The organism is Massilia sp. Soil_C_3 (assembly GCF_057657035.1).
In genome coordinates this window covers 299,375-316,482 of record NZ_JBDGJG010000009.1, presented here as the reverse complement: position 1 = coordinate 316,482, position 17,108 = coordinate 299,375, and the positions used below count along the sequence as shown (strand labels likewise).

General features: G+C 66.1%; 13 protein-coding genes and 1 riboswitch. Of the genes, 2 read left to right on the top strand and 11 right to left on the bottom strand.

Annotation, left to right across the window (positions count from 1 at the left end):
- Positions 1 to 56 precede the first annotated feature (56 nt).
- Both AC3A6F_RS20270 and AC3A6F_RS20265 read right to left on the bottom strand, forming a co-directional pair.
- Positions 57 to 1,676, bottom strand: coding sequence for a S41 family peptidase (locus tag AC3A6F_RS20270; protein WP_487684102.1), 1,620 nt, complete (start codon positions 1,674 to 1,676; stop codon positions 57 to 59).
- A gap of 134 nt (positions 1,677 to 1,810) precedes the next feature.
- The gene (locus tag AC3A6F_RS20265) at positions 1,811 to 5,425 is read right to left on the bottom strand and encodes an indolepyruvate ferredoxin oxidoreductase family protein (protein ID WP_487684099.1); all 3,615 of its coding nucleotides are present in this window, start codon (positions 5,423 to 5,425) and stop codon (positions 1,811 to 1,813) included.
- A gap of 170 nt (positions 5,426 to 5,595) precedes the next feature.
- Here AC3A6F_RS20265 and AC3A6F_RS20260 point away from each other — a divergent pair, with 170 nt between their 5' ends.
- On the top strand, positions 5,596 to 6,105 hold the full coding sequence (locus AC3A6F_RS20260) for an Lrp/AsnC family transcriptional regulator (RefSeq protein ID WP_320473266.1): 510 nt from the start codon (positions 5,596 to 5,598) through the stop codon (positions 6,103 to 6,105).
- Between the two features lie 75 nt (positions 6,106 to 6,180).
- On the opposite strand, the gene AC3A6F_RS20255 is transcribed toward AC3A6F_RS20260, so the two are convergent.
- The 6 genes from AC3A6F_RS20255 to AC3A6F_RS20230 form a co-directional block, all read right to left on the bottom strand.
- Positions 6,181 to 6,831, bottom strand: a complete 651-nt coding sequence (locus AC3A6F_RS20255; protein ID WP_487684096.1) for a GNAT family N-acetyltransferase — start codon at positions 6,829 to 6,831, stop codon at positions 6,181 to 6,183.
- Positions 6,832 to 6,864: 33 nt separating this feature from the next.
- A complete protein-coding gene (locus AC3A6F_RS20250; protein WP_487684093.1) occupies positions 6,865 to 8,421 on the bottom strand; it encodes a diguanylate cyclase in 1,557 nt (518 codons plus the stop codon).
- A gap of 161 nt (positions 8,422 to 8,582) precedes the next feature.
- Positions 8,583 to 9,686 (bottom strand): tRNA nucleotidyltransferase/poly(A) polymerase-related protein, encoded by a 1,104-nt coding sequence (locus AC3A6F_RS20245; RefSeq protein WP_487684090.1) that lies wholly within the window; start codon positions 9,684 to 9,686, stop codon positions 8,583 to 8,585.
- Positions 9,687 to 9,688: 2 nt separating this feature from the next.
- Positions 9,689 to 10,408, bottom strand: a complete 720-nt coding sequence (locus AC3A6F_RS20240; protein ID WP_487684087.1) for a glutathione S-transferase family protein — start codon at positions 10,406 to 10,408, stop codon at positions 9,689 to 9,691.
- A 16-nt stretch (positions 10,409 to 10,424) separates the two neighbouring features.
- Positions 10,425 to 11,405 carry a complex I NDUFA9 subunit family protein gene (locus AC3A6F_RS20235; protein ID WP_487684084.1) on the bottom strand — a complete coding sequence of 327 codons (981 nt, stop codon included), beginning with the start codon at positions 11,403 to 11,405 and terminating at the stop codon, positions 10,425 to 10,427.
- A 4-nt stretch (positions 11,406 to 11,409) separates the two neighbouring features.
- Positions 11,410 to 13,398, bottom strand: coding sequence for a lytic transglycosylase domain-containing protein (locus tag AC3A6F_RS20230; protein WP_487684081.1), 1,989 nt, complete (start codon positions 13,396 to 13,398; stop codon positions 11,410 to 11,412).
- A gap of 113 nt (positions 13,399 to 13,511) precedes the next feature.
- Between AC3A6F_RS20230 and AC3A6F_RS20225 the strand changes: the two genes are divergently transcribed.
- On the top strand, positions 13,512 to 14,120 hold the full coding sequence (locus AC3A6F_RS20225) for a 5-formyltetrahydrofolate cyclo-ligase (protein WP_487684078.1): 609 nt from the start codon (positions 13,512 to 13,514) through the stop codon (positions 14,118 to 14,120).
- A 30-nt stretch (positions 14,121 to 14,150) separates the two neighbouring features.
- Here the strand turns inward: AC3A6F_RS20225 and metF are convergent, their stop codons facing one another.
- The 3 genes from metF to ahcY all read right to left on the bottom strand — a co-directional run bounded on the left by metF (position 14,151) and on the right by ahcY (position 16,854).
- A complete protein-coding gene (gene metF, locus AC3A6F_RS20220) occupies positions 14,151 to 14,981 on the bottom strand; it encodes a methylenetetrahydrofolate reductase [NAD(P)H] (protein WP_487684075.1) in 831 nt (276 codons plus the stop codon).
- Complete coding sequence (locus AC3A6F_RS20215) at positions 14,968 to 15,324, bottom strand: phage holin family protein (RefSeq protein ID WP_123070540.1); 357 nt, start codon at positions 15,322 to 15,324, stop codon at positions 14,968 to 14,970. Before AC3A6F_RS20215 ends, metF begins: the two co-directional genes overlap by 14 nt.
- Before the next feature lie 117 nt (positions 15,325 to 15,441).
- Positions 15,442 to 16,854 (bottom strand): adenosylhomocysteinase, encoded by a 1,413-nt coding sequence (gene ahcY / locus AC3A6F_RS20210; protein ID WP_123070539.1) that lies wholly within the window; start codon positions 16,852 to 16,854, stop codon positions 15,442 to 15,444.
- Positions 16,855 to 16,883: 29 nt separating this feature from the next.
- A riboswitch (S-adenosyl-L-homocysteine riboswitch) is annotated at positions 16,884 to 16,957 on the bottom strand.
- Between the last annotated feature and the right edge of the window lie 151 nt (positions 16,958 to 17,108).

The following is a 17,108-nucleotide window of genomic DNA, read 5'->3' as shown; positions in this document are numbered from 1 at the left end:
AACACGACGGGCGGGCGGCATACGATGCCGCCCGCCCGTCAATACAGGCACGCCGCTCAGCGCGGCGGCGCGCCCGGCGTGGTGTGGATCGAGATCGCCTTGACCTCCGGCCGCACGATCTGCATCGGCACCATGCGCGCCCTGGCCGTGGTCGAGACCGGGCAGGCGCCGCTGGCGCGGTAGGCCAGGGCCGTGGCAAGCAAGCCTTCACTCTGGTCGCCCACCGGCCGCGACAGGTCGTCGCTCGCCTGGCAGGTGGGCGTGAAGCCGTCGGTGAAGTCGCCGAAGCCCTTGTGGTTCACGCCCTCGAACTCGATCGAGAAATAGGTCGTGCCGCAATTCGGCACCGGCGTGAAGCCGTAGGGCTTGCCGCAGGTGGTGCCGCCGACCTGGATCACTTCGATGTCGGCGCCGCGCAGGCCGTTGATCACCGATTCGCTGGCCGAGCAGGTGCCCTCGGTGCTGAGCACGGTCACGCGCTTCAGACCCAGGGTGGGCAGCGGCGTGCCGGTGCGCAGCGGATTGTTCGAGGCGAAGCCCCAGGCGGTCGAACGGAACATGATCGGCTGGTAGGCCGGCGTCTTGTCGTTGTAGCGGGACCGCTCGAACACCTTGCCGCTCGTCGCCGCCGGGCCGGCGATCATATAGGCCAGCTGGCTGGCGACGTACAGCAGGCCGCCGCCGTTGTAGCGCACGTCCAGCACCAGGTCGTTGACGCCGGCCTGCTGGAAGGTGACGAAGGCGTCGTACAGCTGTTTCTCGGACACGGCATTGAAATTGTCGAAGGTGAGGTAGCCGACCTTGCCGCTGGCGGTCTCGATCACCTTGACGTTCTTCACCGGCGCCAGCACCACCTCGGCCCCGGCCAGCGTCGCATCGAAGGCCACCCCGCCGCGCCGCAGCGTGAACACGTGGGTGGCGCCGGCCGTGGCGGGGAACAGGCCGGCGTTGATCCGGTCGACCGAGGCTTCGTCCTCGGCATTGACGAAGTCGACGCCATCGACCTTGAGCAGCATGTCGCCGCGCAGCAGGCCGGCGGCGGCGGCGGGCGAACCCGGCTCGACCGCCGTGACCAGCCAGGTGCGCGGCGCCAGGCCGTCGGCGTTGCGGCTCCAGGTGATGCCATAGCCCAGGTCGATGCCCTGGGTCTGCATCGCGTCCCACTCGGCGGTCGGATAGGTGAAGTGATAACGGTCCTTCGGCTGGCCGCTGGCGGTCAGGGCCGGCGTCCTGAGCACCTCGAAGTAGTCGAGCGCGCTCTTGAAGTCGGCCATCTTGTAGGTGTTCGGGATTTCGTTGTACCAGAGGTAGTACTGGTTGGCCCAGGCGCGCAGGAATTTCAGTTCGTCGAGCAGGGTGCCCTGCACGTCCGGATATGGTTTGCCGCTCGCGTCCAGCCCCGTGCGCGGGACGGCGCACTTGTTCCAATAGCTGCCGTAGGCATCGCCCAGCAGGTTCGGGTTCAGGTCTTCCGGCGTCGGCTGGGTGGCGACCGGTGGTGGCGGGACCGGCGGGACCGGCGGGACCGGCGCCGGCTCTTGCGCCACCGGTGGCGGACCGCCCACGTTCGGCGATCCGCCACCGCCGCCGCAACCGGCGAGGACGAGCAGCGCGGCGAGCGTGCTGGAAATCAAACGCAGAGGAGAGGTCTTGCGGAAGGTAGATGGCGTGCTCATGCGTCCGATTATAGACGCCGCCATTCGCTGGGAATACCACCAACTGTCACAGTTGAGGCTAGCCGACAACGGCCGATATCAAGCGAATAATGATCGGCCACGTGGACGGCTCGGCCGTCCACGCACTGGGCCGATCAAGCCGCCCTTGGCGTCACATCCGGCGCATGAAACGCCGCCACCAGCGCCGCCTCTTTCTCCCTGGCCGCCTTCAGGTGACGCTCCTTGACGTGGCCATAGCCGCGGATGTCTTCCGGAATGCTGGCGATCGCTACCGCCTGCGCCAGCTTGTCCGCTGTCAGCTTCGGCAGCAGCGCCGCCACCGTCTCGCGGTATTGTCCGATCAGGGCGCGCTCCATCTTGCGCTCGGCCGTGTAGCCGAACACGTCGAAGGCGGTGCCGCGCAAGCCCTTGAACTTCGCCAGCACGCCGAAGGCGCTCATCATCCACGGGCCGTACTCGCGCTTGATGGCGCGGCCTTCCTTGTCGTGCTTGGCCATCAATGGCGGCGCCAGGTGGAACTTGAGCTTGGTGTCGCCTTCGAACATGGCGCCGATCTTCTCGCGGAAGGCCGGATCGGTATGCAGGCGCGCGACCTCGTACTCGTCCTTGTAGGCCATCAGCTTATAAAAATAGCGCGCCACGGCTTCGGTCAGGCGCGTGCCCTTGCCGAGCTGTTCTTCCTGCGCGCGCACCTGATCGACGAAGGCCTTGTACTGGCCGGCATAGGCCGTGTCCTGGTAGGCCGTGAGCAGCTCGATGCGGCGGCTGACGAGGTCGTCCAGGGTCTGGATGCGCTTGAACTCGACCACCTTCGACGGCAGGGCGGCGCGGCTCACCGCGGCCAGGTCGTGCGCGGCGCTGCGGCCCCAGTTGAAGGCCGCCTTGTTGAAGGCGACCGACACGCCATTGAGCTCGATCGCCTTGAGGAGCGAATTTTCCTGCAGCGGCACATGGCCCTTCTGGAAGGCATAGCCGAGCATGAACATATTGGTGGCGATGGTGTCGCCCATCAGGGCGGTGGCGATCTGGCCGGCGTCGATGAAGTCGACGTTGTCCTTGCCGCAGGCCTGCTGGATGGCGCCGCGCGAACCCTCGGCCGGGAACTGCCAGTCCGGGTTCTTGACGAAGGCCGCGGTAGTGGCGCCGCTGGCGTTGACCGCGGCCCAGGTACGGCCCTCTCCCATGCGGCTCAGGGCGTCGCGGCTGGCCGTGACGATCTGGTCGCAGCCGATCACGAGGTCGGCGCTGCCGGTGCCGACGCGGGTCGAGTGCAGATCTGCCTGACGCTCGGCCAGGCGCACGTGCGACATCACCGGACCGCCCTTCTGGGCCAGGCCGCTCTGGTCCAGCACGATCGCGCCCTTGCCTTCCACGTGGGCCGCCACGGCCAGGATCTGGCCGACGGTCACGACGCCGGTGCCGCCGACGCCGGCGACCAGGATGCCGTAGGGCGTCTCGACCGACGGGATGGCCGGCATCGGCAAGGCGGGCGGCGCCGCTTCGGACGTCGTCGCTTTCTTCGGTTTCTTGAGGCCGCCACCTTCGACGGTGACGAAGCTCGGGCAGAAGCCCGACACGCAAGAAAAGTCTTTGTTGCACGAGGACTGGTTGATCTGGCGCTTGCGGCCCAGTTCGGTTTCCAGCGGCTCGACCGACAGGCAGTTCGACTGCACCGAGCAGTCGCCGCAGCCTTCGCACACGGCTTCGTTGATCACGACGCGCTTGGCCGGGTCGGGGAACTCACCCTTCTTGCGACGGCGGCGCTTCTCGGACGCGCAGGTCTGGTCATAGATCACGGCCGACACGCCCGGCATCTCGCGCAGCTCGCGCTGCACGTCCATCAGCTCGGAGCGGTGGCGCACCGTGGTGCCCGGCGCCCAGGCGTAGTCGCTCGGGTATTTATCAGGTTCGTCGGTGACGACGATGATCGGCGTAACGCCCTCGGCCGCGATCTGGCGGCTGATCATGCCCGGGTCGAGCGGGCCGTCCACGTTCTGGCCGCCCGTCATCGCGACCGCGTCGTTATAGAGAATCTTGTAGGTGATGTTGACCTTGGCCGCCACCGCGGCGCGGATCGCCAGGATCCCGGAATGGAAGTACGTCCCGTCGCCCAGGTTCACGAACACGTGTTTTTCGTCGGTGAACGGCGACTGGCCGATCCAGGTCGTGCCTTCCGCGCCCATATGCGTGAAGGTCGACGTTTCGCGGTCCATCCACAACACCATGTAATGGCAGCCAATGCCGGCCATGGCACGCGAGCCTTCCGGCACCTTGGTCGAGCTATTGTGCGGGCAGCCCGAGCAGAAATAGGGAATGCGGTCGGTCTGCGGATTCGGTTTCGCCGGAATGCTCTTGAGCACCAGCTCCTTCGCTTCCAGGAAGGCGATGCGTTCCTTGACCCGTTCGGCCACCGGATGGCCGGCGCAGTAGTGCGAGATGCGCGAGGCGACGGCGCGCGCGATCTGGGCCGGATTGAGTTCATACGTCGCCGGCAGCAGCCAGTCGCCATGGCCCATGCGGTTCTTGTTGCTCCATTCGCCCGTATCGTCGAACTTGCCGACCACGCGCGGGCGCTCGCCGTCCGGCAGGTTGTACAGCTCTTCCTTGAGCGCGTATTCCATCACCTGGCGCTTCTCTTCGACCACCAGGATCTCGTCGAGGCCGCGCGCGAACTCGTGCACGCCTTCGGCCTCGAGCGGCCAGGTCATGCCGACCTTGTACAGGCGCAGGCCGATGTCGCGCGCGGCCTGCTCGTCGATGCCGAGGTCGGCCAGCGCCTGGCGCGTGTCGAGGTAGCTCTTGCCGGCGGTTATGATGCCAATCTTCGGCTGCGGGCTGTCCCAGATGATGCGGTTGAGCTTGTTCGCGCGGGCATAGGCCAGCGCGGCATACCATTTGTGGTTGCTCATCCGCACTTCCTGGTCCAGCACGGCGTCCGGCCAGCGGATGTTCAGGCCATCCGGCGGCAGCTGGAAGTCGGTCGGGGTGACGATCTGCACGCGGTCCGGGTCGAGGTCGACCACGGCGCCCGATTCGATGATGTCGGTCACGCATTTCATCGATACCCACAGGCCGGTGTAGCGGCTCATGGCCCAGGCGTGCAGGCCGAAGTCGAGGTATTCCTGGACCGAGGACGGGTACAGCACCGGGATGCCGCAGTGGGTCAGGATGTGGTCGGACTGGTGCGCGGTGGACGACGACTTGGCCGCATGGTCGTCGCCGGCCAGCACCAGCACGCCGCCATGCTGTGAGGAGCCGGCGTTGTTGCCATGCTTGAACACGTCGCCGCAGCGGTCCACGCCCGGGCCCTTGCCGTACCACATGGAGAACACGCCGTCGTACTTCGCGTCCTTGTACAGGTTGGTCTGCTGCGTGCCCCAGACGGCCGTGGCCGCCAGGTCTTCGTTCATGCCGGGATGAAACTTGACGTGGTGGGCGTCGAGGTGTTTCTTCGCCTTCATCGCGGTCTGGTCGACGGCGGTGACGGGCGAGCCGCGGTAGCCGGTAATGTAGCCGGCGGTGTTCAGGCCGGCCTTCAGGTCGCGTTCGCGCTGCAGCATCGGCAGGCGGATCAGGGCCTGGGTGCCGGTCATGAAGGCTCGGCCGCGCTCGAGCGTCCATTTGTCGTCGAGCGTGATGTCGTGTTGCGGCTGGTCGGGCTGCGCGGGCTGCGACTGCGTCGGCTGCGATGGCGCGGGCGGGGATGGCTCCAGCGGCGCCAGGTGGGCGCGGTCCGTGGGTGCGTTCATGGTGTCTCCAAGATTCTCATGGCGGATACGTCGCGGCGCATTTCCTGCATCTCGCTGACCGTATGTGAGCCAGTATAGTCCTGCCCCTCAAGCATTAAATTCCAAACAATTCCCCCGTCTTCTTGAATTGCGCAATAAAATTGCCATACAAAAGTCTGATTGGGGTGGGTATGTCGAAGATTGAGCTGGATAAAACAGACCGCAAGATTCTGGAGATCTTGCAAAGCGATGGCCGGCTGTCGAACCAGGACGTGGCCGAAAGGGTAAGCCTCTCGCCCTCGCCCTGTCTGCGCCGCATCAAACGCTTGGAAGAAGCGGGCGTCATTCGCCAGTACGTGGCGCTGCTCGACCCGGACAAGATCGGGCTCGGGCTGTTGGCGTATGTGAATGTGCGGCTGGAAAAGCACAGCGAGGTGGCCAGCACCACCCGCCAACCGGGTTTACCGGCGACGTCGCCGCGCAACGATTTCGCGGTGTCGGTGGGAACCTGGCCCGAGGTCGTGGCCTGCTATGCGATGACCGGCGACATGGATTTCCTGCTGCGCGTGCATGTCGAAGACATGGACCATTTCTCGCGCTTCATGATGGGCACCCTGCTCAAGCATCCGGCGGTGCTGGACGTGAAGTCGAGCTTTGCGCTGCAGCGGATCAAGGAAACGACGGCGATGCCGTTGGTGTGATCGTCATTTCTGCCACTGGCAGAAATGACTCCCCGCCCTCGCCGGGCGCCTTGGCGGGGATCCAAGTTGCCTTTACTATTTCTTTGGCGTGAAGAACTTCACCGCGGCACGGGTATTGGCCTTGACCGTGTAGTCGATCGCCGCGAACTGCTCTTCCAGCGCCTCGGCCATCACGCTGCCCGGGCTGGGCGGCGGCAGTTCGAGGTGGGCGTCGGCCTCGCCATACTCGCGCTTGATGCGCATGCCGGCCTTTTTGGCGATGTGCATCATGGTCTGGTTCGAGGTCAGGCATTGCATGTAGAGCGTGTCGACGTCGGAATTGCGGCAGTGGGTCGCCGCGCGCTGGAACAGGCGCGTGCCCACGCCCTGGCCGCGCGCCGACTTCGACACCGAGACACCGAACTCGGCCACCTGCTGCTTGGTCGTCGACTTGCGCCCCTCGGCCGAGGCGAAGGCCAGGTGGCCCATCCCGACCAGCTGGAAGACATTGTTGACTACGCCAAATACGATATCGCGCGAGAAATCGATCTTCGCGACGTAGGCCGCGATCTGTTCGTCCGGGATCATGCTGCCGAAGCGCAGCAGGCGGTCGTCGCTGTCCAGCGCCAGCAGGTGGCGCAGCACGCGACGGCGGTCGCGCTCACCCAGTTCCTTGACCAGCACCGGCGGCTGGCCCTTCTTGCCTCGCAGGCCCTGGATCCAGCGGCGTAACGGATTGTCCAGCATTTCGATACCTTCGCGTACTGCAACATCCTGATTCTAGCCGATCGGGTCGGCATTGGCGGCGTGGTCTGCATTGTCGTGCGTGACGCCGTCCAGCGCCAGTGCCGATAGATGGTCCTGGCCCAGCCACTGCGACTCCGGGCTGAGCACGAAACGTCCCTTCCCGGCCTGCTTGGCCGCGTACATGGCCTTGTCGGCGTCCGCCAGCAACGCCTCTTGCCCGCGCGCGGCGCCCGCCTGGCCGCGCGCGCTGGCGATGCCGATGCTGGCAGAGATCGTCACCGCGTGGCCGTCGGCCTCGGTGATCGATTCGATTTCTGCCAGGGCCAGGCGCGCCACCCGCAGCGCGCCGGCCTCCGAGGCCACATCTTCGAGCAGGATCACGAATTCGTCGCCGCCCAGGCGCGCCAGCGCATCCTCGGCGCGCAGCTTGGCCTGTACCCGGCGCGCGACCATCTGCAGCACCAGGTCGCCGGCGGCGTGGCCCCAGGTATCGTTGACCGCCTTGAAACCGTCCAGGTCGATGAACATCAGCACCACCACGCTGTCGCGGCGGTCGGCGCGCGCCAGCGCCCGCTCCAGCAGGCGGGTCAGCTGGCGATAGTTGATCAGGCCGGTCAGGCTGTCATGCTGGGCCAGGCGCTCGAGCTGGCGCGATTGCGCCTCCAGCTCGGCGGTGCGCTCGGCCACGCGCTGCTCCAGCGTCTCATTGGCCGACTGCAGGCGGCGGTTGACGACGCCGATGATGCGGTAGCTGCGCCGCAGCCGCGCGCCGGCGTACACCAGCAGCACCATCAGCACGGCGCTGTAGGCGAACAGGTAGCCGCGAAAGCGCTGGCGCTCGGCCAGCACCGCGTCGAAGGAGCGGTCGAACTCGCGCTCCAGGCGGTCCAGCGCGGTGTCGCTGCCGGCCGCGGCGATCTGCGCCTCGAGCAGGTTTTCCAGCGGGCGTTTTTCCAGGATCACGCGGCAGCTGGCGATCACGGCATCCATCTTGTCGTTCACGGCCGGCGAGAACGCGATCTGCTGGGCCGCGACGTCGCCCAGGATTTCGTCGATGCGCGCCGCCAGCGCCGGGCTGGGCGCGATGTTGTAGCGCAGGGTCTCGGTCAGCAGCGCATTCAGGGTGGTGTCGAGCCGCACCACGATGCGGCCCGGCGCCAGCGCGCCTTCGATGCCCGAAATCTCGGTCTTGAGGTCGGCCACGGCCGGCGGCATGTGCAGCAGCGCCGCCCGCAGCGGCGGATTGTGTTTGGCGAACTGGGCGACCAGTTGCTCCTTGCCCTGCAGCGCCTCGCGCAGCTGGGCATAGGCGGCCTGGGCGGCGCTGTCGCCGGTGAGCGGCAGGGTGTCGCCCAGGCGCGCCATCAGGTCGTGCATGCGCGGCAGTTGCGAGCTGAGGTCGAGCGGCGTGGCGGCGCGTCCGGTATGCGCGCGCAGGATGTTGGCGTCCCATTCGGCGTCGAGCTTTTCGAGCTCACGCAGGTTGAGCATGACACTGTTGCGGATTTCCGGGTCCACCGCGTCGGTGCGAATATAGAGAAACACCAGCACCGCGCTCATGAATACGACCGCCAGGCCTGCCAGAAGCACGCGACGGCGCCGGCACCAACTTGCAACACGCCGTGCCAGCAAGGTGAACATCGTTTTTCTCCAACGCAACAATTTACAGTTACTGAAGGATAGCAAAACGATAGACCACACTGCACGTACCATGTAACTACATGTAACAGAAACGTGTCAATACAGGCGATTTAGTTGGCTTGATGCAACACTCGCTGGACAGCCTCGACGCGCGCGGCATGGACGGCCCCAGGAATATCGGCCTTGCGCTCGGCGTGGCGCGTCGCGACCTCACCCGCGTTGACGGCGCGCGCCGCATCCAGCGCGCGCGCCAGGTACGCCCCCTGGGGCAGATCTTCAGCCGAGCAGGCGGCCGCCAGCAGCATCTGGGCGAAGCGCTCCGGTTTGCGGAAGGCGTCGCTGCGCTCGAACAGCGTGACGATGGCCTCGGCGGACAGCGCCACGGCTCGGCCAACCATATCGAACTCGCGCGCGGTCATCACGGCCAGGTCGCGGCACTCATTGGGCACCTTGAGGCGCTTGCAGACGGCCTGGATCGGCTCGATTGCTGCCAGGGCACGCATCAGCACGGCGAAGCGGACTTCCAGCGGGTGGTCCAGCGCGGCGGCGTGGTCGATCGTGCGCAGCAGGTGTTCGCCCCATAGCGCGTCCAGTTCGGGCAGGATGCGCGCCAGCGCGCCGCAGTCGCGCAGCACGGCGAGCATGCGCGACGGCCGGCGTTCCATCAGGCCGCGCGCCAGTTCCTGCCAGACGCGCTCGGGCACAAGCGCGTCGACCTCGCCCTCGTCGACCATGCGGCGCATCAGGGCATTGGTGTCATCGGCCACCGTGAACTCGGGCAGGCGCGCGGCGAAGCGGGCGATGCGCAGGATCCGCACCGGGTCTTCGGCGAAAGCGTCGGACACGTGGCGGAACAGGCGCGCCTGCAGGTCTTGCCGGCCGTTGTGAGGATCGACGATGCTGCCGTCTTCGGCCTGCGCCATGGCGTTGATGGTCAGGTCGCGCCGCACCAGGTCTTGTTCCAGGGTGACGTCGGGGGCGGCGTGGAACACGAAGCCGTGGTAGCCCGGCGCGGTCTTGCGCTCGGTGCGCGCCAGCGCGTATTCCTCGTGCGTGTGCGGATGCAGGAAGACCGGGAAATCCTTGCCGACGGCGCGAAAACCCGCCTCGATCATCTGTTCGGGGGTGGCGCCGACCACCACGTGGTCATGGTCTTTAACGGGCAGGCCCAGCAGGGCGTCGCGCACCGCGCCGCCGACGACATAACTGCGCATCGTCATTCGCCCGGCAAGTCGGCGTCGTGCAGCGGGGTCGGGTCGGTCTCGGCCATGGCGTCCTTGACCCAGCGCGCCACCGCCGGGTGGGCGAGCACGCGGTCGCAATAGGCCTGCAATGCCGGGGCCAGCGCCACACCATAGGTCTTGAAGCGGCACACCACCGGCGCATAGAAGGCGTCGGCGATCGAGAATTCGCCGAACAGGTACTGGTGGTGGCCGAAGCGCGACAGGCAGTCTTCCCAGATCTCGCAGATGCGGCCGATGTCGGCCTGGGCGCCGGGCGTGCGTCCGCGGCCGGGCAGGCGCGCCTGGATGTTCATCGACATATGGGTGCGCAGCTCACCGAAGCCGGAGTGCATCTCGGCCACGATCGAACGCGCCAGCGCGCGCGCGGCCACGTCCTGCGGCCACATATGCTTATCGGGGAACTGCTCGGCCAGGTATTCGACGATGGCCAGGCTGTCCCAGACCGTCATGTCGCCCGACATCAGGACCGGCACCCGGCCCGCGTGCGAATAGCGCGCGATCTGGTTGGCGGTATCGGGCTGATCGAGCAGGACTTTCACTTCGGTGAACGGGATGCCGAAGGCGACCGCCGCGACCCAGGGCCGCATCGACCATGAGGAGACGTTCTTGTTGCCGATGATCAGGGTCAATCCTGGGTTGCGGGTCGCGTCGAGCGTGCGTGCAAGGATGGGGTCGCGTTCGATGGTCTGCATGGTTGTCGTTGGTCTTTCAGCGTCCGGCGTGGGTGCGGTGGGAGCGGTCGTGCCGGTTGAGGTAGTGCGGCGCGGCCGACTCGATCGACGTGAGCTTGATCCCCAGCGACTCGGCTGTCAAGGCATGGGTGTCGGCAGCGACGACATTATCGACCAGCATCGAATCGAGGTTGTCGCGGCTGACAAGGGGATCGCCCGGCAACAGTTCGAACAGCCGCGCCTGCAGGCGCGCCGCCCAGTCGGGTAAACCCAGCACCGGGCGCTCGCGGCCGGCGAAGCGGCCGGCCAGCCGCACCAGCTCGCCAAGGGTGTACACAGCCGGGCCGCCCAGCTCGATCGTGGCGTCGCGCAGGTCTGGCCGGGCCAGGGCGATGGAAAAGGCGGCGACGACGTCGCCCACGTACACCGGCTGGAAGCGCGCGCGGCTGGCCGCCAGCGGCACCAGCGGCAGGTGGCGCTGCAGGCGCGCGAACATGGTCAGGAAGTGGTCGCCGGGACCGAACACCACCGAGGGACGTAAGACGGTGGCCGCGACCGTCGGCTGGCTGCGCGCGGCCAGTTCGCCATCGGCCTTGGAGCGGCCGTACATGGAAGGGCTCGAAGAAGGATTGGACGAATCGGCGCCGAGCGCGCTCATGTGCAGGTAGCGCGGCACGCCCACGGCGGCGCAGGCGGCGGCGATGCGGCGCGGCAGCGCCACGTGCAGGTGGCGGAAGCCCTCGCCATAGGGCTGGCCGTGGCCGCCGTGCAGCACGCCGACCAGGTTGATCACGGCGTCGCGCCCGGCCAGCAGCTTGCGCAACACAGTGTCGTCGTGGATATTGGCCACCTCGACGTCGACACCCGGCAGCATGGTCAATTGCTTCGCGCTTTCGTAGTGGCGCGCCAGGACCAGCACGCCCACGCCGTCGTCGGACAGCCGCGCGGCCAGGTGCTGGCCGATGAAGCCGGTGCCGCCGATCAGCACCACGTTCAGTGGCCGCGCGCTGGCAACCATATGCTCAGTCCAGTACCGAACCGCTGCTCTGGCGCGGGCTGATCGTGCCCAGGCGCGCCTTGAGGGATTGCGGCTTGCCCTCGAAGATCGAGGCATAGTTGGTGGCATTGGCCATGACGTTGCGCACATAGCCGCGCGTCTCGGTAAAGGGGATGCTCTCGACGAAGATCGCGCCTTCCATTGGCGCGTCGAGCCGGCCGCGCCAGGTCCGCGAGCGCCCCGGGCCGGCGTTGTAGGCGGCCGTGGCCAGCACCTGCGAGCCTTCGAAGTTCTCGAGCACCATATTCATGTAGTTGGCGCCGAGCGTGATATTCGTATGCAGGTCGTTGAGCATGGTGTGCACAAAGTTATCCAGGCCAATCTTGGCCGCCACCCACTTGCCGGTGGCGGGCATCACCTGCATCAGGCCCGAGGCGCCGACGCCGGAACGGGCGTCGCGGATGAAGCGCGACTCTTGCCGGATGAGGCCATACACCCAGGCTTTATCGAGGCTCAGGCCCTGGGCGGTGGGCTTGAGGACCTCGAGATGGGGCGCCGGGAAGCGCTGGTCGTAGCTTAGCTCGGTGCGGGTGCGCAGCGAGGTCTCGACCATGCGGTCGAGGTGCTCGTTGCGGCGCGCCAGCTCGGCGGCGGCCAGCAGCTGACGTTCAGACAGCCCGCGCAAGCCCCAGTTCCATTCGCGGTTGCCTTCCGCGCGCAGGCTCAAACGGTAGAACTTCAGAGCCCGCTGCAGGCTCGGATTATTGGTCGCCTGCGACAGCTCCGGCGCCGTGATCGGCGCGACCGGCGGCGGCGCGACGATCTGGTTGCCCAGTTCTTCATACGCCAGCTGGGTATAGAAGGTGGTCTGGGCGGCGATGCCCTGCCACAGCGCGCGCGCCTCTTGCGTGCGGCCCTCGGCCTGCAGGGCGCGGCCCAGCCAGTAGATCCAGGTGGAATCGGCGCGCAGGTTCGGCGGCATCGCCTCGATGGTGGCGCGCACTTCCTTCCAGTCGCCGCGGCGCAACGCCATGCGGGTTTTCCACTGCATCTGGAATTCGGTGAGCGTCGCGCCCCTGGCGCGGTCCCAGTAGCCGTGCGCCTCGGGCGCCAGCGCGATCGAGGCCGCCAGCGCCACGCTGGCCCAGCCGATTGCGCGCTCTTCGCTGGACAGTTGCGGACCGTTCTTTTCCAGGCTCGCAACGGCGATCCTGAGCGTGGTGCGCGCCATGCGGCCGACCGCTACCAGATACAGCTCGCGTTCGGCGCGGGTCTTGCCGACGCCGCGCGCCAGCGCCACCGCCGGCAGGTCGACCGCCTGGGCGGCGCGCGTTTCGGGCAGACCCAGCAGCACGGCAACGCGCCGCGCGGGGCCGGTGGCGTTGTCCAGGCCGGCAATGCGCAGCTGCCACAGCAGGTCGGCCTGGCTGAACTGGCCATTGCCCGCCAGTTGCGCGATCAGGCCGCCGCAGGCGTCGCCATAGCCGGCCGGGGTTTTCAGCAGCGCGCGCGCTTCGTCGGCCACCCGTTCGCCGCGTTCGGCGCGCGCCAGCAAGGCGTAGCAGCGGACCTGCAGGCTGCCGGACTGGGCCAGCGTACCGACTTCGCGCTCGAAGGTATTCCATTCGCGCCGCTTGCCCAGTTCCATCAGCCACTCGGCGCGCAGCTGCTCGGCCACGGCCGTTCCTTCGTGACGGCGCAGCACCTGCACCACCTCATCCTGGATGGCATCGCGCAAGCGGGGTTTCAGACGATAATAGTCGACATAGGATGCCAGCGAGTAATTTGACGGCAGGCGCGAGGCGATCGCATTGACGCGCGCGCCGTCGTTCTGGCGCGCCGCTTCGCGTAGCAGCAGGAAGTTGTCGTCATCGGCGCGGTTGTCGGCCACCAGGGTCGGCCCGCCGGCAGCGGGAACGCCCACCGTGCCGGCGCCGGGAACGGACGGCGCACCGGCCGGTATTGGCGGCAGCGCCACATCGGGCGCGGGTGCATCGGGGTCTTCCTGGGCCATCACACCTGCAGGCAATGCGCAGGACAGAACAAGGGCAATAGCGGCCGACCACAAGCCGGCTGACAATTTCGATTGATACATCCACAACTCTCACATTACGCTGCATTGAAACCATGACCGGCGATCAAAGAATACCACGCGCCACTGGGGCACTACCAGACTCGGCAGCGAGCAATATTGCCCAGCAACAGGCCAAGGCACTGCTACGCAACACCCTCAAGGCGCTACGACGCGCGATCGATCCGGCCACCAGGCTTGCCTGGGACGACCGCATCGGCGCGCGGGTGATTGCCTGGTGCCGGGCGCATCCCCACGAAACGCTGGGCGTGTACTGGCCGCTGGCCGGCGAACCGGACTTGCGTCCAGCCTACGCGCAATTGGCTCAGGCGGGCGTACGGCTGGCATTGCCGGTGGTGGTCGAGCGCGATGCGCCGCTGGGATTTGCCGAGTGGATACCGGGGGAACCGACGGTGACGGACCGGCTGGGGGTGGCGGTGCCGAGCGAGCTGCGGATGGTGGCGCGACCGCCAGCCTTGCTGGTGCCCTGCCTGGGCTTTAATGCTTTAGGGTATCGGGTGGGATATGGGGGTGGGTTTTATGACCGGACCCTGGCGCCGGAGCCGAGGCCGGCGACGGTAGGGATCGCGTATGCTTGCCAGTTGGTGGCGTTCGATGGCGACGCACACGACATACCCCTCGATAGCGTGATTACCGAGGAATGACGACCGGGCATGGGCCCGGCCGTCATTGGATCAGGCCCGCAAGCGCTGCCAGATCGCCGTGGTCGGCGCCGCCTGGTTCATGCTGTAGAAATGCAGGCCCGGCGCGCCGCCTTCCAGCAGGCGTTCGCACAGCCCCGTCACGACGTCCAGCCCGAAGGCCTTGATCGAGGCGCTGTCGTCGCCGAAGCTGGCCAGCTTGAGGCGCACCCAGCGCGGGATCTCGGCGCCGCACATATCCGAGAAACGCATCAGCTGCATATAGTTCGTGATCGGCATGATGCCGGCCACGACCGGCACATCGACACCCAGCTTGCGCACATTGTCGACGAACTGAAAGTACGCGTCGGCATTGTAGAAATACTGGGTGATGGCGGCATTCGCCCCCGCCTGCACCTTGCGCGCGAAGGCCTGCAAATCGTCTTGCGGCGAACGCGCCTGCGGGTGCATCTCGGGATAGGCCGCGACCTCGATGTGGAACCAGTCGCCGGTTTCCTGGCGAATGAATTCCACCAGCTCGCTGGCATAGCGCAGCTCGCCCGCGCCGCCATAGCCGCTCGGGAGGTCGCCGCGCAAGGCCACCACGCGCCGGATGCCGCTGTCCTGGTATTGCTTGAGGACGTCGCGGATCGACTCGCGGGTGGCGCCGATGCACGACAGGTGCGGCGCGGCCTCGTGGCCGGCGGCCTGGATCTCGCGCACCGTCGCCAGCGTGCCCTGCTGGGTGCTGCCGCCGGCGCCGAAGGTCACCGAAAAATACTTCGGATTGAGATCGGCCAGCTTGGCGCGCGCGATGCGCAGCTTTTCGGCGCCTTCCGGCGTCTTGGGCGGGAAGAACTCGATACTGAAATCAGGAGTTTCCATCTTTGTCGGAAAGAAGCAAGGTTGAAAGCGCCCACGAAATGATGCTGTACAGGATGGCTGCCAGGAAGGCCGACCAGAAACCCGCCACCTCGAACCCACCGACCACATTCGACACCAGCCAGAACAGGAAGGCGTTGATGACCAGGATAAACAGGCCCATCGAGACCAGGGTGACCGGCAGGGTCAGGATCACCAGCACCGGACGGATCAGGGTATTGACCAGTCCGAGCACCAGCGCCGCGATCAGGGCGGTGCCGATACTGGAAACTTCGACGGAGTGCATCAGGTAAGGCAGGGCCATCAGGGCCGCGGCATTGATCAACCAGGTAATCAGCAAGCGCATCGGTACAGACTTTCGTGGTGCGCGTACGCCGCACGCATCGAGGGCAATGCGGCGCACGGTGTTTAGATAAGCGAAACGTCCCGAAGGACGTTTCACATGACTACAAGCCGCTACCGATCAATAACGGTAGTGTTCCGGCTTGTATGGGCCTTCCTGGCTCACCGAGATGTAGTTCGCCTGCTCTTCGGTCAGCGTGGTCAGCTGGGCGTTGAGCTTCTTGAGCTGCAGGCGCGCCACTTTTTCGTCCAGCTTCTTCGGCAGCGTGTACACGCCCACCGGATACTGCGCGGTGTTCATGAACAGCTCGATCTGGGCGATGGTCTGGTTCGCGAACGACGAGCTCATCACGTACGACGGGTGGCCGGTGCCGCAACCCAGGTTCACCAGGCGGCCTTCGGCCAGCAGGATGATGCGATGGCCATCAGGGAAGATGACGTGGTCGACTTGCGGCTTGATATTGTCCCACTCATATTTCTTGAGCGCGGCGACTTCGATTTCGTTGTCGAAGTGACCGATATTGCAGACGATCGCCTGGTCCTTCATCTTGAGCATGTGCTGCTCGGTGATGACGTGGTAGTTGCCGGTGCAGGTGACGAAGATGTCGCCGTGTTCAGCAGCGTAGTCCATGGTCACGACGCGGTAGCCTTCCATCGCCGCCTGCAGTGCGCAGATCGGATCGATCTCGGTGACCCACACCTGCGCCGACAGCGCGCGCATGGCCTGGGCCGAACCCTTGCCCACATCGCCGTAGCCGGCGATGACGGCGATCTTGCCCGCGACCATCACGTCGGTGGCGCGCTTGATGCCATCGACCAGCGATTCGCGGCAGCCGTACAGGTTGTCGAACTTCGACTTGGTGACGGAATCGTTGACGTTGATCGCCGGGAAGGCCAGCTTGCCCTCTTGATGCATCTGGTACAGGCGGTGCACGCCGGTGGTGGTTTCTTCGGTCACGCCCTTGATTTCAGGCAGGCGCTTCGAGTACCACGACGGATCACGCGCCAGGCGACCCTTGATCGCGTTGAACAGGCAGATTTCTTCTTCCGAGCCCGGCTTGTCCAGCACCGAGATGTCTTTCTCGGCGCGCACGCCCAGGTGCAGCAGCAGGGTTGCATCGCCGCCGTCGTCCAGGATCATATTGGCATGGTTGTCGCCAGGCCATTCGAAGATGCGGTGGGTGTATTCCCAGTACTCGTCCAGGGTTTCGCCCTTGATGGCGAACACTGGCGTGCCGACCGAGGCGATGGCCGCGGCGGCGTGGTCTTGCGTCGAGTAGATATTGCACGATGCCCAGCGCACGGTAGCGCCCAGGGCTTCCAGGGTGCGGATCAGGACCGCGGTCTGGATGGTCATGTGCAGCGAACCGGCGATGCGCGCGCCCTTGAGCGGCTGGGTCGCGGCGTATTCTTCCTGGATCGACATCAGGCCCGGCATCTCGGTTTCGGCGATGCGGATTTCCTTCTCGCCCCAGGCAGCCAGGGAGATGTCGGCAACGATATAGTCTTGGGAATCTTTGAGTACGGCGTTCATCACGCCCTCCTTTCAATGTTTAGAAAAAAGTAACGTGAGCGCAGTTGCTGGATATCCGAGCCTGGCAAAGAGGGACCTCTCTGTCGCAACGCTCCTCGGAATGGGGTAGTTTAGCACGCCTGGATGGCCATGGATACTGCGTCGGCGTGCGAATGACTTGGGTCCCCACCTTCGTGGGGACGACGTTGATTGAAGAGTGCGGAGTGTGGAAAAATCGACTTCGGACACACAGCAAGCACGTCGTTCCCGCGCAG

Coding starts and splice junctions, on each gene's coding strand:
- AC3A6F_RS20270 (WP_487684102.1), bottom strand. CDS start 1,676: ATGAGCACGCCATCTACCTTCCGCAAGACCTCTCCTCTGCGTTTGATT.
- AC3A6F_RS20265 (WP_487684099.1), bottom strand. CDS start 5,425: ATGAACGCACCCACGGACCGCGCCCACCTGGCGCCGCTGGAGCCATCC.
- AC3A6F_RS20260 (WP_320473266.1), top strand. CDS start 5,596: ATGTCGAAGATTGAGCTGGATAAAACAGACCGCAAGATTCTGGAGATC.
- AC3A6F_RS20255 (WP_487684096.1), bottom strand. CDS start 6,831: ATGCTGGACAATCCGTTACGCCGCTGGATCCAGGGCCTGCGAGGCAAG.
- AC3A6F_RS20245 (WP_487684090.1), bottom strand. CDS start 9,686: ATGCGCAGTTATGTCGTCGGCGGCGCGGTGCGCGACGCCCTGCTGGGC.
- AC3A6F_RS20240 (WP_487684087.1), bottom strand. CDS start 10,408: ATGCAGACCATCGAACGCGACCCCATCCTTGCACGCACGCTCGACGCG.
- AC3A6F_RS20235 (WP_487684084.1), bottom strand. CDS start 11,405: ATGGTTGCCAGCGCGCGGCCACTGAACGTGGTGCTGATCGGCGGCACC.
- AC3A6F_RS20230 (WP_487684081.1), bottom strand. CDS start 13,398: ATGGCCCAGGAAGACCCCGATGCACCCGCGCCCGATGTGGCGCTGCCG.
- AC3A6F_RS20225 (WP_487684078.1), top strand. CDS start 13,512: ATGACCGGCGATCAAAGAATACCACGCGCCACTGGGGCACTACCAGAC.
- metF (WP_487684075.1), bottom strand. CDS start 14,981: ATGGAAACTCCTGATTTCAGTATCGAGTTCTTCCCGCCCAAGACGCCG.
- AC3A6F_RS20215 (WP_123070540.1), bottom strand. CDS start 15,324: ATGCGCTTGCTGATTACCTGGTTGATCAATGCCGCGGCCCTGATGGCC.
- ahcY (WP_123070539.1), bottom strand. CDS start 16,854: ATGAACGCCGTACTCAAAGATTCCCAAGACTATATCGTTGCCGACATC.